Annotated in this window: 16 protein-coding genes and 2 pseudogenes; 2 read left to right on the top strand and 16 right to left on the bottom strand. The window is 58.4% G+C overall.

All coding sequences use genetic code 11. From position 1 onward, the window contains the following. Positions 1-558 precede the first annotated feature (558 nt). The 7 genes and pseudogenes from E1573_RS09070 to E1573_RS09040 form a co-directional block, all read right to left on the bottom strand. Positions 559-1,614, bottom strand: a complete 1,056-nt coding sequence (locus tag E1573_RS09070; protein ID WP_256659503.1) for a methyltransferase — start codon at positions 1,612-1,614, stop codon at positions 559-561. A gap of 21 nt (positions 1,615-1,635) precedes the next feature. After that, positions 1,636-2,148, bottom strand: coding sequence for a hypothetical protein (locus tag E1573_RS09065; protein ID WP_133212764.1), 513 nt, complete (start codon positions 2,146-2,148; stop codon positions 1,636-1,638). 29 nt (positions 2,149-2,177) lie between these two features. Next, positions 2,178-2,921: a Qat anti-phage system TatD family nuclease QatD gene (qatD, locus tag E1573_RS09060; RefSeq protein WP_133212762.1), complete on the bottom strand. Its 744-nt coding sequence runs from the start codon at positions 2,919-2,921 to the stop codon at positions 2,178-2,180. Next, positions 2,921-4,186 carry a Qat anti-phage system QueC-like protein QatC gene (qatC, locus tag E1573_RS09055; protein WP_133212760.1) on the bottom strand — a complete coding sequence of 422 codons (1,266 nt, stop codon included), beginning with the start codon at positions 4,184-4,186 and terminating at the stop codon, positions 2,921-2,923. Before qatC ends, qatD begins: the two co-directional genes overlap by 1 nt. After that, positions 4,183-5,022, bottom strand: a complete 840-nt coding sequence (locus tag E1573_RS09050; protein WP_133212758.1) for a hypothetical protein — start codon at positions 5,020-5,022, stop codon at positions 4,183-4,185. The genes qatC and E1573_RS09050 overlap by 4 nt, the downstream gene beginning before the upstream one ends. Continuing rightward, positions 5,022-6,968, bottom strand: coding sequence for a P-loop NTPase fold protein (locus E1573_RS09045; RefSeq protein WP_133212756.1), 1,947 nt, complete (start codon positions 6,966-6,968; stop codon positions 5,022-5,024). Before E1573_RS09045 ends, E1573_RS09050 begins: the two co-directional genes overlap by 1 nt. 274 nt (positions 6,969-7,242) lie before the next feature. Continuing rightward, positions 7,243-7,950 (bottom strand): annotated as a pseudogene (locus E1573_RS09040) (rhodanese-like domain-containing protein); the annotation flags it as partial. Positions 7,951-8,024: 74 nt separating this feature from the next. On the opposite strand from E1573_RS09040, the gene E1573_RS09025 reads away from it, so the two are divergent. Beyond that, a protein-coding gene (locus E1573_RS09025; RefSeq protein ID WP_218568371.1) for an IS3 family transposase occupies positions 8,025-9,160 on the top strand; the annotation gives its coding sequence in 2 pieces (ribosomal slippage) (positions 8,025-8,277 and positions 8,277-9,160; 1,137 coding nt in all). A 38-nt stretch (positions 9,161-9,198) separates the two neighbouring features. Here E1573_RS09025 and E1573_RS09020 read toward each other — a convergent pair. Further along, positions 9,199-10,325 (bottom strand): annotated as a pseudogene (locus tag E1573_RS09020) (IS3 family transposase); the annotation flags it as partial. Positions 10,326-10,964: 639 nt separating this feature from the next. On the opposite strand from E1573_RS09020, the gene E1573_RS09015 reads away from it, so the two are divergent. Then, positions 10,965-13,430, top strand: a complete 2,466-nt coding sequence (locus tag E1573_RS09015; RefSeq protein ID WP_165957312.1) for a LuxR C-terminal-related transcriptional regulator — start codon at positions 10,965-10,967, stop codon at positions 13,428-13,430. Between the two features lie 246 nt (positions 13,431-13,676). Here E1573_RS09015 and E1573_RS09010 read toward each other — a convergent pair whose 3' ends face one another. The 8 genes from E1573_RS09010 to E1573_RS08975 form a co-directional block, all read right to left on the bottom strand. Then, on the bottom strand, positions 13,677-14,507 hold the full coding sequence (locus E1573_RS09010; protein WP_133212748.1) for a CoA ester lyase: 831 nt from the start codon (positions 14,505-14,507) through the stop codon (positions 13,677-13,679). A gap of 23 nt (positions 14,508-14,530) precedes the next feature. Further along, positions 14,531-15,736, bottom strand: a complete 1,206-nt coding sequence (locus tag E1573_RS09005) for a CaiB/BaiF CoA-transferase family protein (RefSeq protein ID WP_133212746.1) — start codon at positions 15,734-15,736, stop codon at positions 14,531-14,533. 4 nt (positions 15,737-15,740) lie between these two features. Next, on the bottom strand, positions 15,741-17,093 hold the full coding sequence (locus tag E1573_RS09000) for an MmgE/PrpD family protein (RefSeq protein ID WP_133212744.1): 1,353 nt from the start codon (positions 17,091-17,093) through the stop codon (positions 15,741-15,743). 10 nt (positions 17,094-17,103) lie between these two features. Next, positions 17,104-18,270, bottom strand: coding sequence for an acyl-CoA dehydrogenase family protein (locus E1573_RS08995; protein WP_133212742.1), 1,167 nt, complete (start codon positions 18,268-18,270; stop codon positions 17,104-17,106). 4 nt (positions 18,271-18,274) lie between these two features. After that, complete coding sequence (locus tag E1573_RS08990) at positions 18,275-19,144, bottom strand: MaoC family dehydratase N-terminal domain-containing protein (RefSeq protein WP_133212740.1); 870 nt, start codon at positions 19,142-19,144, stop codon at positions 18,275-18,277. 36 nt (positions 19,145-19,180) lie between these two features. Next, on the bottom strand, positions 19,181-21,349 hold the full coding sequence (locus tag E1573_RS27115) for a LuxR C-terminal-related transcriptional regulator (RefSeq protein ID WP_165957311.1): 2,169 nt from the start codon (positions 21,347-21,349) through the stop codon (positions 19,181-19,183). Positions 21,350-21,495: 146 nt separating this feature from the next. Further along, positions 21,496-22,863: a DUF1329 domain-containing protein gene (locus E1573_RS08980; RefSeq protein WP_133212738.1), complete on the bottom strand. Its 1,368-nt coding sequence runs from the start codon at positions 22,861-22,863 to the stop codon at positions 21,496-21,498. A gap of 15 nt (positions 22,864-22,878) precedes the next feature. Continuing rightward, on the bottom strand, positions 22,879-24,720 hold the full coding sequence (locus tag E1573_RS08975) for a DUF1302 domain-containing protein (RefSeq protein WP_133212736.1): 1,842 nt from the start codon (positions 24,718-24,720) through the stop codon (positions 22,879-22,881). Positions 24,721-25,077 lie beyond the last annotated feature (357 nt).

Genomic DNA, 25,077 nt, shown 5'->3' with positions numbered 1-25,077 from the left:
GTTGCGATAACTACCCGATCCCGGTTCGTTGAGGCGGTCAGCTGATGGTCTAGCAGCTACGTAAATCTCACAGTTTAAGGCGCTCCGTAGCCAGTCTTGAAGCAGGCAATTCAAAATCCGCCCGACTCGACCTTTGTGGTAGATGATTCAGGGGCACCCAGATCAGACGGAGCATTGACGGCGGCTCTCAACGACCACAATGGCAGCCATGCTGCTCGTTCCGTCATCGTCTTACCACGGTCGCTGGTACATCGTTTTGTACATGATGCTCGCAGTTACCGCCTCCAAATAGCGACCACCGTGAGGTGTGAACTGATACGTTTCGAATGTGCTCCGCAGTAGCTTTTAGCGTCATCTCCAGCGGCGAACTGGCCTGGATAAAACCCACCCCCCGGCTCGGCAACCGAGCAACGCATTACCGGCCGCAGTTTTCTGATATTGCTCACCTCGCTAAGCCCGCATACCATTTGCCGTTCTCGCAATACAATAAAGCGCAAACCGGCCGATAGCCGGTAGCACAATGGCTGGATCCGCCTTCAACGGACCCCGGTTAATGGGCTATTTGCTTCCTGGCCACAAACCATTGGCCAGAAGCAATTGCGCGGTCGAAACACCGTCGATGAAGCAGATACGACAAGGGGTGGTGAGGTTTTGAGTAAACGCCAACGCCTGGGCCTGCTTGCGGACGGCAGCACCAATTTTGTGGCAGTGCTGAATCACATAAATCTGGGCAGGTATGTTAAACAGTCGGTAGAGCTGGTCGGCATTTTTGCCCAGGTCAGTGGGCTTCATTTCGTGGAATCTGGATGGCCCCTTCAGCAGGAAAGCTCCCAACTGCCGTTGTCCTGCGACGATCAGATTGGCGGATAGCACATCGCTCTCTTCGCCTCCCCAGTCAGCAGGCACATCGGGTTCCTCCAGCAAACTGCAAATAAGCTCCTTGACGGTGCGTTCAGGGACTTCTTTCAACCTCTTGAATTCTGCTGCACTGGGAATCCAGGATCCGTCGATGCATGAAAACTGCTGGATCTCTACTGGGCGGAGCTCCAGCGTGGTGATGATCGGAACCGGAAAAGCTGGCGTAGCCTTGATCACGTCACCGATGACGTACGGAACAGCTCGGATGGACGTCTCGTCCATTTGAGTGACGTAGCCAAAGATAAACAGTCGGGTTAGCCCCTGCATCCGCACATACGCGGTGTCGTTCACAAGCCCAGCTTTGGAAAAATCGATCACAAGCTTTTTCCCCTCGAGGGCGTACTCAAGCTTGCCAGTGAGGCTGAGGGCAGGTGTTTTGTTGGCCCACGAAAACCCTTTCCCCAATACCGGCCCGTAGTGGATAAACGGCACCCCTTCCGCCAGCTGCCCGTCCCTTTCAAGTTGATCAAGGGTCTTGATTGAGCTCGTCGTGATTGCCTCCATCACATAAGCGCCAACCTCATTTGACAGGATCGCGGAGGCCATTGAGACATCATGACCTCTGAGGGCCATTTTCATGGATAAAGGAAGCCGTTGATAGTGCAGCAAAGCAAGGACGCGATCTCGACTGAGATAGAAAGTCATTAGCTGCATTTCACAAGGGGCCGATTCTCCAAAGCGGGATAGAAGAGTCATGTTGGGGCTCAATAGAGGCTACTACGGGATGAACTCATCAGACACGGGCGGGCCAGGTCGATTCGCCTGTTGAAGGATACCCCCCAGAAACTGCTCCCATAGGGCAATACACTCACGCGCCAGCTGCCGAACGTCGATTGATTGACCGCTGCTCATGACTCGATAACTAAACTGTAGTACCTCTCCTCCTCCATTACCCACGTACCACGTGGAGTAATGAGTCTGCGGATCCGTAATCGAAGGCTGATGGCCTGAGCGTGGCGTACGTGTCAGCTTGCAGTGCTTTGAGCCATTGGCCAAGTCGGCGCAGATTCTAAGAGCTTCATTCTCATCAATGAACGCGTCGATCTCGCACCTTTGAACCGTTGACCCGTCCTGATGCAGTGCCCAGTCCCTGACGTGATAACAGTGAATGAAGAAGGAAAGCACATCATCAAAATACGCGTCTTCATCGTGGCCGAGCGATGAGAATACACCCGCGTACAAGCGCTCTATCCTGCCCAGATAACGCTTGGCTCGACTCAATTGCTCCATGCCCAAGGTCTCCACTCAATTTTCGATGATCAACAATCCAACGCACGGATGAGGCCAAGGAGCCGGCGCGAATTCGAATCCAGGATCTTCATGACTTCGGCGGGTGGAACTCCCCATGCCCCAGCCAGCAACTGTGCGGTCTGCCCTGCACTCCATGGCATGACGCTGGCGCCATCCACCTGGGCGAATGGCCCATCGCTTTCGGGAACGACCCGATCGCGCGGAAGCTTTTTCGCCAGGGACTGGCCCGCTGCCGAGTTGAATGCTGCAGGGCCGATGCTGAACCAGCACCCCTGCTCTACCGCTGCCTTGAGTTCCGAGCCAGATCCTGTAAACCAGTGAAGCACTGCAGTCCCATAGCCAGAGTGTGCGTTCAGCACCGCGAGCACATCCTTCACTGCCTGGCGTGAATGGATGCTCAGTACGCGGCCACCTAAGGCCGCGCACTGTTCAACGACGGCGACGAACACCTTGCGCTGCATCTCATAGCTGGCCTGGAAGCGTTTGGAGCCATCCAGGCCGACTTCTCCCACTGCCCTCACCTGCCGGATTTGGTCAAGCAGCAGGTCGAGCTCTGCGTGACGGGCGCCCACAATCTCTGGATGCAACCCTGGTGTTATTAGCACCTTTTCGCTTCCACCCAGAACTCTACTGGTGGCAGCGAATGCACGGGGGCTGGTGGTTACGAGCCACGTGAACTCGTTCCTGTCCCGGGCCTGCGCATAGACGTCGCGGGCATTGGGATACAGGTCGAGGTGGCAGTGAAAATCCATCACAGCACTCCATCTCCAGTCAGCAAGGCATCAAGTTCTTGGATGCCATTCGTGAGGACTGAACGATACTGTGCACGCTCACTGACGGGGGCAAATGCGAGCGACGCGCCCAAAAATCTGTCAATGCCCTTTGTCTTAGTCGTCAAGATAGCCAACGCAACAGCCATGGGATCATCCGGCCCACTGGACTTGTCGCTGCCAACCAGGCTTGGATACACATATTCGGTGTCATCAGAGCCTCCCGTCCAAGCTGTAAAAGCGGCCCGCCTTATCATACAGGGCACACAACGACCGCAATGCGTGCGGTTGTAGGTTCGGAAGCGTCCGCAGCTGGTCGTATCCGAGGCCAATTGCTGAAGCCGCGCCTGGTCAAGGCACTCGTTCATCATTTCACCCTTGGTCTTGAACCGATAGGGTAATTCGAGCTGAACTTGAACACCTACACCATCCAGCACTTGTTGCAGCTTGTTGATGAACAGTGGGTGCGTCGTGCGAGTGCTCAGGCTCGATATGCGCCCTGGAACAAGGGGCGGGTTCACACAGATGAATCCGTTCTCAGGAATGAACAAGGTAGGTCGTGGGTTGGCCAATCGCGATGCTGCCAGAACGGCAAACGCGTAAAACGCCAAGGATCGGGCGCGGGTTGAAGGTTCCTTATGGCCTTTGAAACTGATGCCGTGACTCCACTGGTAGTGGGCGTTGTCGCCGCCTAGCAGATGAGCGTAATCGCGCTGACGCTTCGAGTCCTCGTGCGCCAGCTGCGATACGAACAATGGGCGTCGTCCCTGTACTACCAGGTCAAGCCCTCCAATCAGGCTATCAAGGCCGCCCGACAACAACGACACACAGTCCTGTGGTTTGGCAACAAAATTCCCTTGAGGCGGCGGCAGGCCGGCACCGGTGAAGATCAGTGTCCAGTAATCCCCGGTCAATACCTTGAGCAGCTGCTCAAGCTCGGTTCTGTAAGGCTCCCATCGCAGCGGTTCATGCAAGCCGACGCTGAGCTCAATCGTCCGAGTCCAGCCGTCTGCGCTGGTCTTACGCAAGCCACATAGATCCGTGGCGCACACCGCCAGGCAAAACTGCACGAAATCCCAAGTCGCGGGACTAGGTCGAAAACCCTTGCGCTTGAGGGAGCCATGCCACCCTTTGGCGATGGTGCCAACGCCCTCACGGCGGGCGGACTTGAAGTACGAGAAAGCGCGCTCACCTGGTTGTAGTTCAGCGGGCAGCTGGTCAGCGCGGGCACAAATTACCTTGATCATTCTGCAAAGACCTCCAGCGCGCTTGTGAGGACGGTTTGCGCCAGCGTCTGACAGTCCAGTCTTAGTCCTGCGAGGCCTTCCATAATGCGCTCCACCTCCCCGTGTACCCATTCTCGGATATCGTTCCGTAGCTCTTGCACCTGAACCGGTGAATACTTCAATTTTTCGTAGGTCTGGCCCAGCTGCTCATCCATCCGGTTGCACACCTCGTTACCGATTGTGAACCCGATGACCGAGGCAATTTGCTCATCGGTAAGGGAGAAAATATCGACATTGGGGTCTAGCTCATACAGCTGTCCCAAGGCGTCTGAGGCTGCATTGCGCAGCGACTCATCATCTATGCTGCCCGTATCAGGCATGACTTCCTTGATGAGCTCGAGCGCGAGATCAGCTGCAGAGAGGTTTTGCCCTCGCACGCGTTGCCGCCAGTCAATGGCTTGCTGGGTAGCGCCATCACGAACGGCACCCAAGAAATCTCCTAGACGCCCGGCGCCTTGAGCGGCGCCGCGCATTGTGCGCGCCGCCCGGGCTGAGCCGCCCATGCCTTTGTTGATCATGCTGCTGGCGGCACCACGAAGTGCATCTCTTCCGCCACCTGCGAGGTACTTACCAAGCTTGGCGCGAGCCGGCATAAAACGACGATCAGGAGCTACATCGCATTCCTGGCCAGCCTCAGCGTTACCGTCCTGTCCATCAGGCGTACCGTCGGCGCCATCAGTATCGGGTGCGCCATCGCCGGTGCCTGTTCCCGCAGCGCTGCCGTCCCCTTGATCCAACCATTCCGGATCGAAGGGTGAACCTGCTTTACCACCGCTGCTTGAAGTTGAGGTGCCCATCAGTTTGCCTTCCTTAGCGCCAGATCGATTGCGTTTTTCGTATTGGTTGCGACATCTGAGTCGTCCTTCCAGGTCTTAAGGACATCAGTTGCCCAGGGTTGGTTAGCAAGCGACGGAATGATCCCAGGCCCAACCGCTTTCGCTGGCGCTTGGGCAAGCAGCAGAGCGGCTCGTTTACCCAGGGAAGGGTGCACCTTGCAGGGCTGGATCAGCATGACCAGCTCGGCTTTGCCTTTCCAGGTGCGAGTGGTGGCAGTGCCCTGCCACGCCTTGACCATTGCAAGCTCAGCCTGTGTGGTATCCAAAGCGCGGATTGCCTTGCTCAACGGTTCATTACCGCCCGAGGCTTTTTTCAGCATGTCTCGAAGCTGTCGCGAAGCAGGCGTCATGTTGTCATCGCCGAAGTCACGGGTTGCCGAGTCGCGGCTAAGGTGAAGCAGTGGGCGCAAATCCCTGGCACCCAGCGCAGGCGCAAGCTGCAGCCATTCCCTGACGAAAAACTCATCCGGGAAGTTCTCTGGCAAAGTATCTCCGCTCGCCGCAAGGGATTCGGCTTCCAGGAGAATGGCGATCTCGCCTTCATTGAGCGAGGTCACCATTGAGGACAACGTTTTGGCGAGGTCTTCATTGCAGCGCTCAAGCAGGTGCCACTTGGCCAACGCGGGGATATCCAGCGTGATGCCCTGAGGTGCGGCCAGTGACTGACGCAGGAACACTGTGTTCAGGAAGCGTTTCATCAGCCGGGGGTTGGCGCTGATGGCGGTGGAGTTGAACATGAGCGGAGCCAGACCCTCTGCAAGCTGCATGAGTGTCTGCAGCCTGAGGTCACCATCGACGAGCTCAAACAAAAACTCGGTGGTAATCGTCTCGCCCTGCCAGCTTTGACTAAGCCTTTTGGGGATGAGCTGCTTGGCATTCTCAAACTTGTCTTGTGCGAACGCCCCTGCCCTGGCCTCGCGCTCAAGTAGCAGCAGCACCAGGTAGGCTTTGGCCTCGTTCACCCCCAGACGAGGTACGTGCAGAGGTACCTGAATGAGCTTGTCAAAGTAGTTGGTCGCGATATCGTCGTTGATCTCGGTTCCTTGGAAGTGCTTCTTTACCGCACCGCGAATGAAATCATTGTCGGCAGCGATCACGAACGCGGTGCGTTTGAGGAACAGCAGAAGCCGGATCGACTCCAGCGTCGAGATGGCGGTTTCAGGCAAGCACCTGTCCAGGTCATCGACAAACACCACCAAGGTTACCCCGAGCTCACCGAGCAGCTGCTCCAGCGCATCGCGAAATGCCTGGATCTCGTTCGGAAGAGACATGGGATTGGCCGGGTTCAAGATGCCGAGCGATTTGAGACCAAAATAATCTGCCGCCGCTTCGTCATCGCTGCCCTCGGCGTCTTCGCCTTTCGTGCCAGCCGTCTGGTCATCTCCAGCATCCCCTGAGGATTTGAACCAGCCCATGGCTTTCACAACTGCTTTACCCACTGAGCCTATGGGCAGCCCGGTCTTGATGGAGAGCGCGGCTTCAGTGCTGACCTGTACCAGCTTAAGCAAATTGATCCTGCGCATCAGGTCGACAGCTTTGTTCCAGAGGGTCTGATCACCTTTGGCTAGCTTGAGCACCTCATCGCCGACGATTTGCAGCAAAGCACTGCGAGCACTTTCGAAATCCTGATAGAGCCACGGGTTGAAAGTGATAACGACGTAGCGATTGTTCAGGGCCTTGTCTGCTGTTGCAGATTTCGGGGAGGCAGTTGGTGCTGCGTCAGCAGCAGGTAGGTCAGCCAGGCGTGCAGCGATCATCTTCACTAACGAGGATTTGCCTGCTCCCCATCCGCCTGAAACGCCAATCGAGATAGGCTCGCCGGCGCTCTGCTTCAGCAGGCTCGCGCAAGCGTCAGCGACCACCCCGAAGTTCAGGTAGTCCGTCGTGGTTTCATTATCGTGCCACATGAGCAAAATCCATTTTCTGAGGCGATCGAGCCGTTGAGTACGCGGATCCATCGCGGTGAAGACAAGCCGTGAATTGTAGGCAAAGTGGTAGCTCTATGCTATCACCTAATTCGCCAGGCGGACTGGTCAGTAGAGAAAGTCAAGAGACAACGCCGGAGGGACGTGTTAACGCAGCCGTTGGTATCGGCTTCGGCAATCAGGTCAGGCCGAAAAGAGCACATACGTACTCCGCTCGTCGTTGGTTGAGCAATAGAGCATTCAGGTCGGCTCAATGGCCACCTGGTGTGTGTTGCGCACCCGGTGGACTACCGGCAGCAAACTCTTCGGCGGTGCGAGCGTCGTACAAGAAAAGACTGCGCCTGGCATCGCGAGCCCACTGCTCGACCTGTGTAGCCGTCACCGTTATCACCCAGGCCCTATCCGCCAATCGGGCAGCCGCCAGCCGTTGCGCGGTCAATGGTGCTGCGGTCACGGCATCGGCATAACGACGGCTACTTCCATGCTCCAACTGTAAATCTTACAGATCCCAGCCTTGGGTTCCGTTCTCCAGGGCATAAACCGGGTTCTTCAAACCCAGGTTTATCAGCGTCTGCACACCGATAATGCTACGGGTTCGACCGGCGCAATTGACCACGATCGGAGTATGTGCGTCAGGCACCAGGTCGTGGATGCGGTACCCTAGTTCGCAGTTCGGACAGCATACGGAACCGGGAATGGTCATCTTGCGATACTCATCGAACGGTCGTCCGTCGAGCACCACCAAAGGCTCGCCCCGGGTTTTCCATTCGGCCAGTTGCTGTGCAGTGACATGTCGCGTGTGGCTGACCTCTTCGACCAGTTCACCAAACGCCTTGGACGGAACATGTACGCCAGCAAACAGCTGATAACCGGCGGCCTGCCAGCCATCGGCCCCGCCCTCGAGAATGTACACCTAGTCATACCCCAGCACGTGAAGACGCTGCGCAGACCGCTTGGCGACGTCCCACCTGGCTCCTATGGACTACCCCCGGTACGATAGACATCCCCGGCCTATGCTTTGAGCATAGGAGGAAGTCTATGAGCACCCAGCGATACACACCGGAATTCAAGGCGGAAGCCGTCAGGCAGGTGGTTGAGCGCGGCTACTCCGTCGCGGAGATTGCCGCACGCCTCGGCGTCTCGACTCACAGCCTCTACAAATGGGTGAGCGCCGTCACCCCTGATAAATCAGAGAAGCAAGCCAACGAATTACTCGAAGCCAAGAGTGAAATTCTGCGGCTACGGGCCCAGATGCGCCGCCTTGAAGAAGAGCGGGATATCTTAAAAAAAGCCGCGCGGTACTTTGCCAGGGAGCCCGAGTAAAGTACCGCTTCATGAACGAGCATCGCCATCAGTATGCAATTACCACGATGTGCAGGGTATTGCGGATCGCTCGTGCTGGGTTCTGTCAATGGCTGCACAAGCCCGTTTCTGAGCGCGACCAGGACAACGACCGCTTGCTGAAACTGATCCGCGATTCCTATGCGGCTAGCCGAGGGGTTTACGGTGCCCTGCGTGTCTATGGCGACCTGCGCGAGGCCGGCGAGCGTTGTGGCAAACACCGTGTTGCGCGGCTAATGCGTGCCAACCGGATCAAGGCGTTGAGGGGCTATAAGGCACCGCGCCCAATTGCCGGGCGGCCGTCGATCCTTGCCCCCAATCATCTCAACCGAGCATTCACCGTCGATGCCCCCAACAAGGCCTGGGTGACCGACATCACCTACATCCGTACATGGCAGGGTTGGCTGTATTTGGCCGTGGTGGTGGATCTCTATGCGCGCAAGGTCGTGGGTTGGTCGATGAAGCCGACATTGGCCCGTGAACTCGCGCTGGACGCGTTACTAATGGCGCTCTGGCGCCGTCGGCCCAAAGACCGTGTACTGGTACATTCCGATCAAGGCAGCCAGTACGGCAGTGATGACTGGAAGCGCTTTTGCTTGGCCAATAATCTTGAGCAGAGCATGAGTCGGCGTGGCAACTGCTGGGATAATGCCGTGGCCGAATCGTTTTTCAGCAGTTTGAAGAAAGAGCGTATCCGTAAGCGCATCTACAAAACCCGTGACCTGGCCAGGGCCGATGTGTTCGATTACATCGAAGTGTTTTACAACCGAACTCGCCGCCACAGCCACCTGGGCGGCGTCAGTCCTGAGGCCTTTGAAAGCGCCTCGTTATGAGGCCGGAAAATGTCTATTGGAATGGGGGTAGTCCAGAAATAGCGTTTCTCATACTCTATTGGCGACAGCTGCATAGCACTGCTGTGTCGCCGTTTAGGGTTATAAAACATCTCGATGTAATCGAAAATATCACTTCGGGCTTCGTCTCGCGTTCCGTAAATTCTTCGTCGGATTCGCTCTCGCATCAAAAGCTGGAAAAAGCTCTCGGCCACGGCGTTGTCGTGGCAGTTTCCTCGCCGACTCATGCTGCTAATCACATTGTTAGCCTTCAAGAAGCTTTGCCAATCTGAACTACTGAACTGACTGCCTTGGTCTGAGTGAATCATCACTTGCTGCTGTGGCTTGCGTCGCCACATGGCCATCAACATCGCGTCGATAGCCAGGTCGCTGCACATCCTGGGCTTCATTGACCAACCAATTACTTGGCGAGAGAACAGATCCAGCACTACCGCCAGATACAGCCATCCTTCATAGGTACGGATATAAGTGATGTCTGTCACCCAGACCTTGTTCGGCTCACTGACTTTGAACTGCCGCGCAAGGTGATTAGGCGAGGCGACTGCTGGCTTTCCGCCGTAAAACCCTGGACGCCGGCGATAACCTGTTTGCGAATGCAGCCCGTCTGCCTGCATCAAGCGTCCGACTCGATTTCGCCCGCATGTCTCTCCCAGCTCCCGCAGGTCATCGTTAATTTTGCGATAGCCGTACACACCCCCCGCTTTCCAACCAAGCATGTTTGATCAAGCCAAGCAGACGTTGATCTTCTTTTGCTCGGGCAGATTGGGCTCGGCAAGCCAAGCGTAGTAGCCGCTGGGATGCACCTTGAGGGTTTGGCAAAGGCGGCGCACCGGGTAATCACTCGAGTGCTTCTTGATGAAGGCGTACTTCAGCCGCACTCCTTGGCAAAGTACGCGGCGGCCTTCTTTAAGATGTCTCGCTCTTCAGTCACGCGCTTGAGTTCAGCGCGAAGCTGACGCAGCTCGGCCTGCTGGTCATCGTCCTGCTGACGCTGCTCACGGGGCTTGCTGTAGACCTTGATCCAGGCGTAAAGGCTGTAAACGGACATGCCCAGGCGCTGGGCGACATCGGCTACAGGCTTGCCTTTCTCGGTCACTTGCTTGACCGCTTCGATCTTGAATTCTTCGGGATAACGCTGACGACTCATGGCACCTCCTATTTGGGCCTCATTATGAGGCTTGGAGGTATCTACTAAACCAGGGGCGATTCAAGGCTAGGCTCTGTACGAAAAGCCTTGATACTCGGTGATGCTGCGTTGAAAACAGCCTCGGAATGCTCATTTACAACCCGTAAAGTCGAGCGCGACTCCGACCGTTCCTCGGCTGTTTTCGCCTTGCCTGACCTTCGTCTCAAAACTTTTCGTACAGAGAGAGGCTGCAGCCCGCGAAAGACGGGAGCCTCCCGCGAGAGTTTTAATTCTCGAAAATCACTTTTGCTTCGAACTCGATAATTAGTGCTCCGGTGGTCGTATCGGTACTGGTTTGACCGTCGCCGATGCGGCACACTCGAATCAGCCCGTTAGTATGGAAGTCGCATGAACCTCGACATCGGACGCCAGCCTGGCGTTAAGCCCACAACAAAAATATACAAGGCAAAGCTACAGCCTCCGGTCACTGGCACCCATCATTTACAGCGAACTCAACTACTGGAAAAGATCCAGGAGGCTGGCGCGCAACGATTGGTGCTGATCAGGGCTGCAGCGGGTTTTGGAAAAACCACACTGATGCATCAGTACTGGAGACAATGCCTCGCCAGTAAGCGACACGTGGTCTGGTTGAATCTTGATATGGCGGACAACGATCTGCTACGTATGGTGACCCACCTGCGAGCAGCTTTCGGCGAACTGCTCCCCGAGCTGGATCCGTCTACCAACCGGGACTGCAGCGAACAGGTCCAGGATCTGCTCGAGTCTATTGCCGACCTGGATCACTCATTCTCCGTGCTGCTTGACGAATTCGAAGTCATCCATAGCCCACCAGTGCTGGATTTCATCCAGCAATTGATCGAAGTCCTGCCGCCCCTTGGGCTGCTGATGATGGCCTCCAGAACCGCACCGGACATCGGTTTGGGTCGTATCCGGGCTCGAGGTCAGCTGCTGGAGATCAAACCGGACTCACTGCGATTCTCGCTTGAGGAAGCGACGACCTTCATCCGGGACAAACACCAGTTGCACTTACGCGACAAGGACATCGCGATCCTGTATCGCTGCACAGAGGGCTGGGTGGCCGCAATCTTCCTTGCCACGCTGTCGTTACACAGTCGCTCCGATCATTCTGCTTTCGTGGCCTCTTTTTCCGGGTCCAACCTGGAGCTAGCCGAATACCTGACCGACGACATATTGATTCATCAGACTGACGCCTGCCGTGAGTTCATGCTGCAGACCAGCGTGCTGCCGCAATTGTCCGCGTCCTTGTGCGATGCAGTTACCGGACGCCAGGATAGCCGGCAGATGATCGAGTACCTGGAAAAATCCAATCTGTTTCTGCTACCTCTGGATGAAGAACGCCAGTGGTACCGCTATCACAACCTGTTCGCCAGTTTCCTGCGCGATGCACTGGAGCGAAAGCAACCAGGGCAAGCTCGCCACCTGCAACGCCGTGCAGCCGACTGGTACCTGGCGGACGGCAGACCGGTCCCCGCCATCGAGCTGTTGCTCAGCGCCAACGCTGAAGCCGAAGCTGTCGCGCAAATCTCGATCCATGCCAACAGCCTGATGGAGTCGGGACGTGCGCGCCTGATGTCGCGCTGGTTGGAACGCCTCAATCCGACGCTGTTGGATGAACACCCGAATCTGATCCTGACGTACGCATGGGCCCTAGCGTTATGCCAGCGATTCAATGAAGCCATCGACGTGATCAACCACTTCCTCCTACAAGGCCCGCAAGGCATCCAGCAGCAGCGGTGCGCTATGGAAGCCGAGTCGATCCGCTGCATGTTGTTAGCGATGACCGGGCAGGTCGAAGAATGCTGCAGGGCAGGCATGCAACTAATGGATCACCTCCCGGCACAAAAGTCATTCCAGTACGGTGTAATCGCAAACTCGCTGGCCTACAGCTTGATCTGCACTGATCAATACGACGAGGCCCGGCGTGTCCTGTCCCGGGCCATACGTGCGACCTCCAGCGATCCGTCGAACTTCATGCGCTGCATTACCGACTGTATCGAAAGCATCATTGACCTCGTCCAGGGTCGCTTGGGCAATGCGCTGGCGCGCTTGCAGGATTCGCGTGAACGTCACTGGGACGGCACCACCAGTGAAATCGTAGCCGGCAAACCGTCGTTCAACAGTACCCTGGCCCAAGTACTTTACGAAACAGACGCCACTGGCGAAGCCGAGCGAATCCTGCTCGAAATGCAGCCGTACAGTCGTAACAACGGCACGCCGGATGCGATGATCGCCAATCACATACTGATCTCGCGACTGGCCTATCAGCACGGTGACAAGGAAAGCTGGCAACGCTATCTGGCGGAACTGGAGCATAGCGGGCGGCAGAGTGACTCCACCCGAGCCATTTGTTGTGCTTGGCTTGAGCGCGCCCGCGTCGCAATCCTGGAAGGTCGTCTGGAAAATGCCGAACAGGATTTGCGCGCAGCCGATTTGCATGCCGATTGGGAGCGCCCGGGCGTTTCCATGCACAGCACGGACGTCGATGTACCGTCAATCGCACGCCTGCGCTTGCGCATCGCCCAAGGCGACTGCGCGGCAGCGGGCAAGGCACTGGCCCAGGCCATTGACCAGGCTCAGGGCCAGCAGCGTTATCGTCGTGTGCTCAAACTGCGGTTGTTGCAGGCCATGGCACTGGACGGCCAGGGTGAGAGCAAAGCCGCCTTCGAGGCACTGACAACAGCGCTGCGATTTGCCAGCCATGAGGGCTTCCTGCGGACCTTTATCGATGAGGGCCCCCGAATGGCGAACCTGCTGCATCGCTGGCATACGCAGCATCAGGAACGTGGGACGCCAAGTGGCATCGAAGCGGGCTTCCTGGTGACGCTGTTGGAGCGCTGCAAACCATCGGATGATTCAGGCAGGAGCACACAAGCCGCGGATAACGACATCGAGATGCTCACAGCCCGTGAAATTCAAGTGGTCCAGTTGCTGGCGGCCGGGCTGCGTAATCGGGCCATTGCCGAGAAGATGTTTCTTTCCGAGTTCACCATCAAGTCGCACCTGCGCAACATCAACGCCAAGCTGGGTGCCCAGGGGCGTACCGAAGCGGTGGCGATTGCGCGACAGAAAGGCTTACTCGACTGATTCGGCGATTCGCTGGAGAGCATGGCCGCAAGGAGTGCGGCCTGCTGTTTACATCAAATCAAGAAATGGCGCCCTCAGTCCTCAGTCGGGCTGTGTCACCCTCCCCTAACCTGAGCCCTTGCAACACACTGATCGTATGTTCTCCGGTCTGCGGCACACGTCCCGCTTGCGATGGCGTGCGACTATGGTGCTGCGCCGATGCCGGCCATTACCAGGACTTTTAGCCCTTGTAGCGGTCCTGCCCTTTCATCTCTCCAGTTGTTGTTCTTGTATGGCCAACAGGCGTTGCGCGCGGCTCAGAACCGGGGCATCAATCATCTGCCCGTCCAGTTGAAATGCCGCCTGAGCGCAATGCGCGGCAGCCAGCACTTTGCGCGCCCATTGCAATTCGACTTCGGTGGGGGCGAAGGCTGCGTGAATCGCTGGAATTTGTTTGGGGTGGATGCACAGAGCGCCGCCAAACCCCATGTCGCGTGCGCGACCGCTCGCCAGACGCAGGCCGTCAAGGTCATCGAACGCCGGGAAAACGCTATCCAAAGGCTCGACCAGTCCATTGGCCCGCGAATGCAGCAACACCGACAGGCGCACCTGGTCGAGCACGTTTTCGGCGGCGGCGCTGCCAGGGTTCAGACCGAGGTCCAGGCCCAGGTCTAAGGCACCGAAGGTCAGGCGTTCAACCCCCGGGCACGAGGCAATCTCACCCAGGGCGAGCAGCCCCTTGGCACTCTCGATGATGGGCCAGACCGGCTTGCCGGTCGCGGCGGCGCGAGCCACCTGATCAGCGTTTTCGGCCTTGGGCAGGACAATACCGGCGACGCCATCGTGACGCCGACAAAAGCTCAGATCAGCGGCATGCTCAGCGTGATCGGCCGAGTTGACGCGCACCAGCAGCCGTACCTCAACTGCCTCAGCGAGAAACTGATCGAGCATGTCACGAGCGTGCTGTTTGAGTTGTTCTTCGACGGCATCTTCGAAATCCACGATGACCACATCGGCGCCGCTGCTCAGGGCCCTGGAAAAACGCTCGGGCCTACTGCCCGGCACAAACAATGCCGAGCGGGCATTTGCGAAAGCCATTGCATCACTCCTCTATTAAACGATTAAACAGCGCCCATTCGACGCAGGCGTTCAATGTCGCCGGCGGCATAACCCAACTCTGCAAGCAGCCCGTCGGTGTGCTCACCAAGCCCCGGTACGCTGTCCATACGAGGCTCGAAAGCGCTGTTTCGCCCCGGTGGCAACAAGGCCGGAAGCCTGCCCACCGGGCTGTCGATCTCACGCCAGCTGTTACGCGCCTTGAGTTGAGGGTGAGCCCATACCCCGGCCATATCGTTGACCTGGGCATTGGCGATCTGCGACGCGTCCAGACGGGCGATCACTTGCCCGGTACTGAGCTGCGAAAAGACCTCGATGATTGCGTCGCGCAAGGCATCACGATTGCTGACCCGCAGACTGGTGCTGGTGAAACGCCCATCGTCGAGCAATTCCGGACGCTGCAGCACCTGCTGGCAGAACACTGCCCATTCGCGGTCGTTTTGCACACCGAGCATCACTGTTCCGCCATCACCGGCGGGAAAAGGCCCGTAGGGATAAATGGTCGCGTGTGCGGCGCCAGCGCGAGCCGGTGGCGTGGCGCCGTCGAAGGCGTAATACATCGGGAAGTTCATCCACTCGACCATACTTTCGAGCATCGATACGTCGATACGGCTACCCTCCCCGGTTTTGCCGCGCAAAAGCAAAGCCCCGAGGATGCCGGTGTAGGCATACATGCCCGCCGAAATGTCGGCGATGGAGCAGCCAGCCTTAGCCATCTGGTCTTTGCCCGGCCCTCCGGTCACCGACAGAAAGCCGCTTTCGCTCTGAATCAGCAGGTCGTAGGCCTTCTTGTCCTGATAGGGGCCGCCTTCGCCGTATCCGGAGATGTCGCAGACGATCAGTCGGGGGAAGCGTTCGTGCAAGGCATCGAATCCCAGCCCCATACGCGCGGCGGCGCCTGGGGCGAGGTTCTGCACCAGTACATCGGCCTGGCCCAGTAACTGCTCCAGCACGGCGCTGGCTTGATCCTGCTTGAGGTCAAGGGTCAGGCTTTCTTTCGAGCGATTGGTCCACACGAAGTGTGAGGCCAGACCCCGGGTGCGCTCATCGTAACCGCGGGCGAAATCCCCGGATCCGGGGCGCTCGATCTTGATCACCCGTGCTCCCATGTCCGCCAGCTGACGCGTACAGAATGGAGCGGCAATCGCATGTTCCAGGCTAATCACGGTGATGCCGTCCAGCGGCCGTGGCGTGTTGGTCAAGTCGTTCATCGGCTTACTCCGTCAAACCAATGAGGTCGGTGGTCGCGCGAAGCTTCCACACCCTGTCGATCAATGCACTGGCACGTCGGGTATCCGTGTCGCCGGCAAATGCCAGCAAACGCTGGAACTTGTCTTCCAGTTCCGGCCGAGACAGGGTGTTGCCCGGGTCACCTTTGGGCTCGTCAATGGCCGCCGTAAATTCACGGCCATCGAGGGTGCAAACGTCTACCCGGCCCAACCAGCGTTGCGGATAGGCATCGTCGACTTCGGCGTCCAACTGCATTCGGGTTTTCTCGCGCACGGCAGCGACGTTCGGGTCGGTCAGGGCGAACTGATCGAACTCGGGTAATCCGGCCTTGCCATGCACGGCAATCAGGCCCAGCACCGCGCCCATGGAGAACTTGGCCTGGTGTACAGTTTGCGGCACGTCCACCCGCCCGAGCACATCGATTGCCGCCTGATGCACGCGCGTGGTGATGCTGGCGATCTGATCGTGCTGCAGAGCCTCGCGTTGCATCAGCTCAAGCAAGGCGTCTGCCGCCGGGTGGGTATGGCGACAGGATGCATGGAACTTGAACGAGGTTTCCAACAAAGCCCAGCGGCTGCCCAGGCGATCGGACAAGCACGCCGGCCGGGCATCACTCGACATACCCGCCGCCATGCCCTGGTCGCCTTCCAGGATATTGCGCGCCCCGGTTAAGCCATCCGCTGTGAGGTAAGCGGCGAGCAGCCCATCGGCCGCCGCCTTGGCGGTGTGCAGTTGCTTGGAGTCGGCGGCGTCGCGCAAGAACTCCCACAATCCGGCAGCCTGGGTGCCAGCGCTGCCCAGCAGATTGATGAATTGCGCCTGGTCGAAGTTCATCAACTTGCCCACCGCCACGGCTGCGGCGAGGGTGCCCACGGTGGCCGTGGTGTGAAAAATCCGGTAGTGAGAACGTCCCAGGAATTCGCCGATGCGGATACCCGCCTCGTAACCGGCCACCGAGGCCAGCAACAGTTCCCGGCCGGACTTGCCCAGATCCTGGGCGGCGGCCAACGCGGCTGGAAATACCACGGTGGCCGGGTGCAGCACGGAACTGTTATGCAGGTCGTCTTGCTCCACCAAATGGGAGGACGCCGCGTTGACCAGGGCCGCGAAATAGGCCGAGGTGCGTCGACCGCTCACCAAAATGCCGGACGACCCGCCGTCCGGCCCCATCATTGCGGCATAGCGCTCGAACAACGGGATCGGATGCGCGCCCTTGCTGGCCAGGGACGAACCCAGCCAGTCGAGGAACAGGTCTTCGGTGCGTGCCAGCACCGCTTCAGGCAGATCGTCATAGTGCAACCGGGCGAGGAACGCCGCCAATGCTTTAGTGTGGTTCATTCACGTGCCCTCAGAAGCTGCGCGGCAGTTCGAGCAGATGCTCGGCGACATAGGAAAGAATCAGGTTGGTGGAGATCGGCGCCACCTGGTACAGGCGGGTCTCGCGGAATTTGCGCTCCACGTCGTACTCACAGGCGAAACCAAAACCACCGTGGGTTTGCAGGCAGGCGTTGGCCGCTTCCCAGGACGCCTTGGCAGCCAGGTACTTGGCCATGTTGGCGCTGGCACCGGCATTGCGCCCGGCGTCGTACTCCTCACAGGCACGCCAGCGCATCAGGTCGGCCGCTTCGATCTCGATATGGGCCTCGGCAATCGGAAACTGAACGCCCTGGTTCTGGCCAATGGGGCGGCCGAACACCACACGGTCGCGGGCATAGGCACTGGCCTTCTCGATGAACCAGCGGCCATCACCGATGCATTCGGCGGCGATCAGGGTACGCTCGGCGTTGAGACCGTCGAGGATGTACTTGAAGCCCTTGCCTTCCTCGCCAATCAGGCTTGAGGTCGGGATCTGCAGGTTGTCGAAGAACAGCTCGTTGGTCTCGTGATTGACCATGTTGGCAATCGGCTGCACGGTCAGGCCGTTGCCGATGGCTTCACGCAGATCGACCAGAAAGATCGACATGCCTTCGGATTTTTTCTGCACTTCGGCCAGCGGCGTCGTGCGTGCCAGCAAAATCATCAGGTCGGAATGTTGAATGCGCGAGATCCAGACTTTCTGTCCGTTGATGATGTACTTGTCACCCTGGCGCACCGCCGAAGTCTTTATCTTCGTGGTATCGGTGCCGGTGGTCGGCTCGGTCACGCCCATCGACTGCAGGCGCAGCTCACCCGAGGCCAGCTTGGGCAGGTAATAACGTTTTTGTTCTTCGCTGCCATGGCGCAGCAACGTGAACATGTTGTACATCTGCCCGTGGACCGTACCGGAATTGCCGCCACAACGGTTCACTTCCTCGAGGATGACCGAAGCTTCGGCCAAGCCCAGGCCCGACCCGCCGAATTCAACCGGGATCATCGCCGACAGCCAGCCGGCCTGGGTCATGGCATCGACGAAGGCCTCCGGGAAGCCTTTCTCTTCGTCGATCCTGCGCCAGTAGGCGGCATCGAATTGTGCACACAGGGCACGTACGCCCTCGCGGATAGCCATGATTTCTTGTTCTTGTGTAGAGGACAGCATTGCTTCAACTCCCGACTGCGGCGCAATGGCCGGATGTACTCGAAAACTGCTCGAAGTGAATTTCACTGGACTGGGCCAGCCCGCTCTCGTTACCGGCCCAGGTGCTTGCGATACCGGCACCGGTGATCCGTCCGCCGACCTCGAATGCATGGGGTGCAATCAATGGACGCAGTCCGCGGTAGGCGAAATGCCGCAGGCGTGCGTCCGGATGGGCGCGACAGAAGGCGGCCACGGTCAGGGTCGCGATCAGCGGCCCCTGCACGACGAGCCCCGGATAACCCTCGACAGCCGTGGCGTAGGGTTCGTCGTAATGGATACGATGTGCGTTGAAGGTCACAGCCGAATAGCGGAACAGCGCCACCGGCGAAGGCACGAACGTTTCCTGCCAGTCGCCGCTGATCAACCGCTGCGAACCGCCGGACTTGGGCGGTGAAAGCGCTCGAAAGACGATGTCCTGTTCTTCGCTGATCGCCAGGCGACCGTCCTGAATGTAGTCATGCTGGACAGTGACAAACAGCAGTGAACCGGTCGAACCGGTCTTTTCCTGAGCCTTGATGATGGTCGAGCTGCGAGTGGCCTTGATACCCACTCGCAGTGGCTCGACGAACTTCACCCGCCCGCCCGCCCACATGCGGCTGCGATTGGCCGGGGGTGGCAGGAATGCTTTCTCTTTTGGATGCCCGTCGTCACCCAGACAGGCTGTATCGAGCGGGCTCTGGAAGAATGCCCAATGCCATAGGGGGGGCAGCGTCTCTATTGGCTGCGCAACAGCTTGCCCCAGCGTCGCCGCGTAGCGTGCGACCTGACTGGGATCGATCAGGTCGTCGACCTCTTCGGTACGACCTGTCCAGTCGTGATTGACCACGTCATCCATTAAAAGATTCTCTTGTTGTAGTAGTCGTGGGAGCGTTCACACCAACAAGCCGAGCGCCTGTGCACGCATCACCGCCCGCGTGCGGCCGACGACGCCAAGTTTTTGTTTGACGCTGCTCGTATGGGTCTTGACGGTGTTGAGTGAAATAAACAGCTGGGAGCCGATTTCTTTGTTGGTCAGGCCTTGCGCCAGCAGCTTGAGGACTGCGGTTTCCCGAAAGGTGAGGACTTCCGTTTTATTCGCCTGCGTGTGCGTTGCCATCGGCGAAGATTCAGCCAGCCTCTGGTATTGCGCATCGAGCACGGGTTGAAACAAGTGCTTTGGAACGCGCCCGCATTGCATCAGCCGCTGAGCATCGCGCAGCAGCTTGAGTGCGCGCTCACCTTCGTCGCGTCGGGACGCCAGCTGTGCCTGACTCACCAGAACCTGAAAAATCCAGGGATCGCCGACGTCCCGGGCATGCTGCTCACTGGCGTGCAGATCTTCTGCGCATTCATCCAGATGCCCGGCTGATAAATGAAGCTCGGCGCGCAGCTGGCGCAATCGGCCGATCAGCAGGCGCTGATGCTCCTGGCCCCGGGCGTGTTCGAAACTCTGCTCCAACGTGGCGCGGGCCTGGGCCATTTCACCGCGGTGCATATGCAATCGAATGACGTCGACATCTATCATTAGTTCGCAGGTCAGGCTTGCGTTACGCCGCCCCAGTTCGATTGCCTGGTGCAGGTGGTCTTCGGCGGTTGCCATGTCATTGCAGCTCATGGCGACCCGCGCCAGCGTCGAGTGGCACCAGACCGACGAGCGCCAGTCCTCGGCCGGCAGATAAGCGATTGCTTCGTGGCAGTGCACCTTCGCCGATACGTTATCTGCGCGCAGCGCCGCCAGCGCCCCGGACAACGCCTGCAAATTGGCGAGTAGCCGAACGCACCGATCCTTGTCCGGCAAGGGCAAGAACTTGCCAAGGTTATCGATACAGGCTGCCGCCTCATCCAGGCGCCAGCTGATCAGCAACGCTCGGGCAAACAGGCACAACAATCGAGGCGTGCTGTGCAGCAGCTCCTCGGGAATTTGCTCTTTCCAGCGCAACAGCAGGGCCAGATTGCACTCACTGATCAGCCATTCAAGGCTTATGTGTTCCAGGTAGCTGGCCGCGACATCCGGCCTGCCGGCAAGCAGTGCCAGCTCGATGGCGGCATTGGATTGGCCCAGGCCGTGGTAGAGACGACATGCCCGTAGGTACAGAAGCTTGCGCGCACTGTTACCCAGCATGCTTTTCAGGGCCTGAGCCACCAGTGGCAGCAAACGGAAGTTGCCCCCCGCCCCTTCGGTTTGAAACAAAAAGGAATGGGCCTTTTGCAGACGAGTGAACATCTGTGCGCCCTGTTGTCCCTCCCACAGCTGCTCACAGTGCATCGCCGAGCATTCAGGCAAATGCGCCAATTCGATTAGCGCCGTGCATTCCTGGCCCTCAATTCGTTTCAGCCATGCCTGCTCCAGATAGTCCTTGAGCCATTCATCGGCGATACGCTCGCCCTCTTCACCGTTGCCATCGGCGGCCAGTAAAAAACGCGCCCCCGCGCACCAGCCTTGGGTACGCTGCCAAAGCGCTTGCGATTGGGCCATCGATGCATCAGGCGACTGGCGCAGTTGCAAACAGCGCAATTCCTCGACATTGAACGCCAAGGCTTTGGCATCCAGCTCCAGAAGGTCGTCGGCCAGCAAAAGTCTGGGCAACTGCCAGTCCGGTCGCTGACGGCTGGTGACATATAGGTGCAGCAAGATCTGGGAATGGCCGAGAAGCCTGTCGATAAGCGCGCTGAGTTCATCGCTCACCTGGACCGGAAAGTCATCGAGTACCAATCGTAAAACCGATCGGCGAAGGCGCAACCGCTCCAGCAACGACGCTTCGCTGTCCATCGAGCGCGGCGGCAGGCCCAGGGCCAAGGTGAGGCGAGCCAGAAACTGCTCCACCGATAGGGGACGTGCGCCCAGATCCAGCCAGACAAGGTCCTCGGTCGAGCGAGAGAAATACTCGGTCAGCAGCGCACTCTTGCCATAACCCGCCGGCGCCCAGAGCAACACCAGGCGTTTGGGCTGTGCTGCCAGCCGCTCGATCAGCCGGGGACGCGCCATGTGTGCAGAAGGCAACTCCGGCGCTCTGGAGTACTTGGTCAGGGTGACGGCCCGGTCGACAGTGTTGGATAACATAGTGCAGATCTCTTGCAGATGATTAACCGCGGCTGCGGCTGACAATCGACTGTAGAGATATACGCAAAGGGGGTTTTTGATGTTGAGCCGTAGCGGCCAAATACTGATCATCCCCGGCACTGAATGCCGGGGATGATCAGGCTTACTCAGCGAACGCCTGCGTTGCGCAGTGCGGCCGGGGTGAAGTCAGCCATTTTAGGGGCCATGTTGTAGGTAATGGCATGCTTGGCTTCGTTGCTCAACCCTTGAATGATGTAGCGACCAGCCATCAAGTCGTACAAGGCAATCCCCGCATAGTTGGCGATTCCTTCCTTGTAGTCGTTGATCGCAAAGCCCTCACCGACACGCCATAGCTGGCCACGTCCGTCGTAGTGATCGACTTCAACAGCAGACCAGGTGTCTTCATCGATGTAAAACGTGCGCTTGGCATAGACATGCCGCTCGCCCGGCTTCAGCGTCGCTTCCACTTGCCACACGCGGTGCAGCTCATAGCGGGTCAGGTCCTGGTTGATATGCCCGGCCTTGATGATGTCGGCGTATTTGAGCGAAGGCGAATACAACTTGTAATTGTTGTAGGGGATGTACATTTCTTTCTTGCCCACCAGCTTCCATTGATAGCGGTCGGGCGAGCCGTTGAACATGTCGGCGTTGTCGGCCGTACGCATGCCGTCGGCGGCGGTGCCCGGGCCGTCATAAGCCACTTGCGGTGCGCGACGTACGCGGCGTTGGCCGGCATTGTATTGCCAGGCCATGCGGGGCTCCTTGAGCTGGTCGATGGTTTCATGGACCAGCAGCACGTTACCGGCGAGACGCGAAGGCGCCGTAACTTCCTGCTTGTAGTAGAACAGTACGTTTTCGCTCTTCGCCCCATCAGCGCCCGACATGTATTGCGGGAAAGCCACTTCGTCCGTGACCTCAACGATGGTGTAGGCGCCATTGGTTTGCGGCACAGCCTGGGCCAGTTCGCGGTACAGGTTCTTGCCACGGTAGCGGGTCATGTGGTTCCAGACTACCTCGACCCCTGACTTGGGGATCGGAAACGCGTAGTAGCGCGAAATGAAATTGCTCAGGTCGTTGCCGTCATGCTCGGACTTTGTGTTGAGCGCGCTGGTCTTAGCCGCTTCGTAAACCTCCTGCGGCGAGGACGCGGTCCGGTGGGTCTTGTACACCGGGATCTTGTAGGTCTCGGGATATCGCTTGAACAGGGCCATCTGGCCCTCGCTGAGCTTGTCCTTGTACTGCGCGAAATTGGCGGCGGTAATAATGAACAACGGCTTCTCGTCAGCAAACGGGTCACCCAGGAAGCCCTTGCTGTCCACAGGGGCGGCATCGGCTTTCAGGCCACCGGTCCAAGCCGGGATACTGCCGTCGGCATTGCCCGCCTTTTCCCCACCCAACGGCGTTAGCGTGGTGCCCAGTTGTGCAGCTTCCTGAGGGGGCACTGATGCCAGAACATGGGTGGCGAGCAGTGTCAGCGCCACGGTACCGGCACGCAGCATTATTGTTGTTTTCATGTGCTTGTTCCTCACTTAGAAGTTCACGCCGAAGCTGAGCGCGACATAGTCGCGATCAACGTTGGTGTTGAAATCGCCGCCGAAAAAGTCGGTGTAACTGAGGCTGGCGGTATAGGCGTTGCGGTAATCGGCATCGACACCGACGCTAACGGCCTTGGAGCCTTCTTCGAAGTTCGGGCCGTAACCCTGAACGTCATGGGACCAGGCTAAGTTAGGCGACAGGTTGATACCGGCGATCGCGTTCGGATAGTCCAGCTTGGCGCGCGCTCGGTAACCCCAGCTGTTACTGGTGTAAAAGCCATCGTTGTTGCACTCCTGCGCCGGGTTGCTGGCGGTTGCAGTGCCTACGGCCGTACCGCGGCAGGCAACCGCACCTGCCGCACCAGGTAGCTCACCGGAGCCGTAGAGCGGGTTTCGGCCGAAACGCAACCCGGTGCCATCGGCCTTGTCCAGGCCGCCAATATGGTTGTAGCCAACCTCGGCGATCAGGGTCAGGCGGTCCGCTCCCATGACCTGTTCGAAGAACTGGGTCGCCGTGACCTGAGCCTGAGTGACTGGCATGCGCTTGTAGCCATTGACCTCAGCACCCAACGTATTACCGGCAAACCCGGTGGTGATCAGCGGCGAGGTGGGGGTCAACGTCGCCGCTGCCAGCAAATCAGTGGTGTTGATTTGCAGAGGCATGTTCGGCCGGTAGCTGACTTCGCCGCCCAGCGAGGTGCCCCCCAGGTTGGTCTGAAAACTCAGACCATACAGGCGGATATCTTCTGGATAGTCGATGAAATATCTGGCGCTGCGTACGCCGGCGAAAGGGTTGGCAGCCGATGCTCGCACCGCGCTCTGGTTGGCACTCAAGTACGGGTTGCGGCTGTGGTAGTTCATGGCATAGGCGGCCAGCTCGGTGTCGCTGAGCTCGGGGATGAACCAACGCAGGGCCAGGCCATACTGGCCACTGTCTCGCGCGTCGTTGTCCTTGGCGCGTGGAACGTAGACATTGTCCCGGCCAGCGGCGACAGCCGCCGGCCCCCCGGTGTTCGTCGCCACACCCGGCGCCAAGTCCCGGCCTGCGGCGACCAGGCGATCATCGCAGCCTTGGGCAATCGGGTCGGAACCAAAGAAGGTCCCGCAGTTGTCGACCACCGTTTTGTCCCATTCCAGTTGGTAAAAACCTTCTGCCGTGACGTACTCGCTCAGGCCTTGGGACAGGTAAAACATGTTGACCGGAATCAACCCCTCTTTCACTTCGGCACCAGGACGGCGTAATGCTGCCACGTCGACGGGGTTGATGGAGTTGATCGAGTTACCGATGAAGGTGCTTTCCCCCCAGCTCACCACCTGTTTACCCAAACGTACGTTACCGGCACGCTCGCCCAGGCTGTAGTTGTGGTAAATGAAGGCGTCGAGGAACTCGGCCCCCTTGGAACGCGCGGCCTCATCGCGGCCCTTGTCGGAGATGTCGTAGAAGTGCTGTTGACCGTCTTCCTGCTCGAAGTCGTACCAGTACTTGCCACGCACGAAGGCGCCACTGTCGCCGTACTGCAGCTCCAGATCGTGAGTGCCCTTGAAGATGGTCGAGAAATTTTCGCCGGCCCGAAAGTTCAGGCGGTTATCGTCGGCGGTACGCGATGACGCCCCGCCCCCTTTCACACCCTGGCTGTTGAAGTTGGAGATGAAACGCTTGTCCGCATTGGTCGTCGACCAGCTACCCCCAATCGACAGCGATGAGTCGAATTGCCCCTCGAGTTCCCCGATATTGAAAGCGACGGCCTGAACCTGACCGGCCAAACCCAAGGCAACGGCTGTTGCCAGCGCATGCGGCAGAAACGGCCCACGTATTTTTATTCTTATTGTGCTCATGCGGCTCTCCAGCAGAAACAGAACTTAAGTGGAGTGACGATGCTATTGAGCGCTTTGGTGATTTGGCACTGCCCGGATGGGCGATTTTGTGTCTCACCCTTTTGGTTGGGTACAGTGCCAATTGCAGCTGATTTCGCGCGTTTATTTCTCGTGGGTGACGTTTGAATCACTTGTATGGTCCCGCCGGGACTCAAGCTGTTACTACCGGTTACACAGATAACCGCTGAGGCGCGTAACCACGCAGAGCGCCCACCCTCCCTCCTTTATCCCTGCACATTTTTTGGCCCCTGAAGCCCACCCCACGCCGGCATTCGCTATTTATGCTAACCAGTCTGTTGCAGATCACCCATCAAACAA

Origin of the sequence: Pseudomonas sp. H9 (genome assembly GCF_004353925.1) — a bacterium.
GTDB lineage: Bacteria > Pseudomonadota > Gammaproteobacteria > Pseudomonadales > Pseudomonadaceae > Aquipseudomonas.
This window is presented reverse-complemented; position numbering and strand designations above follow the sequence as displayed.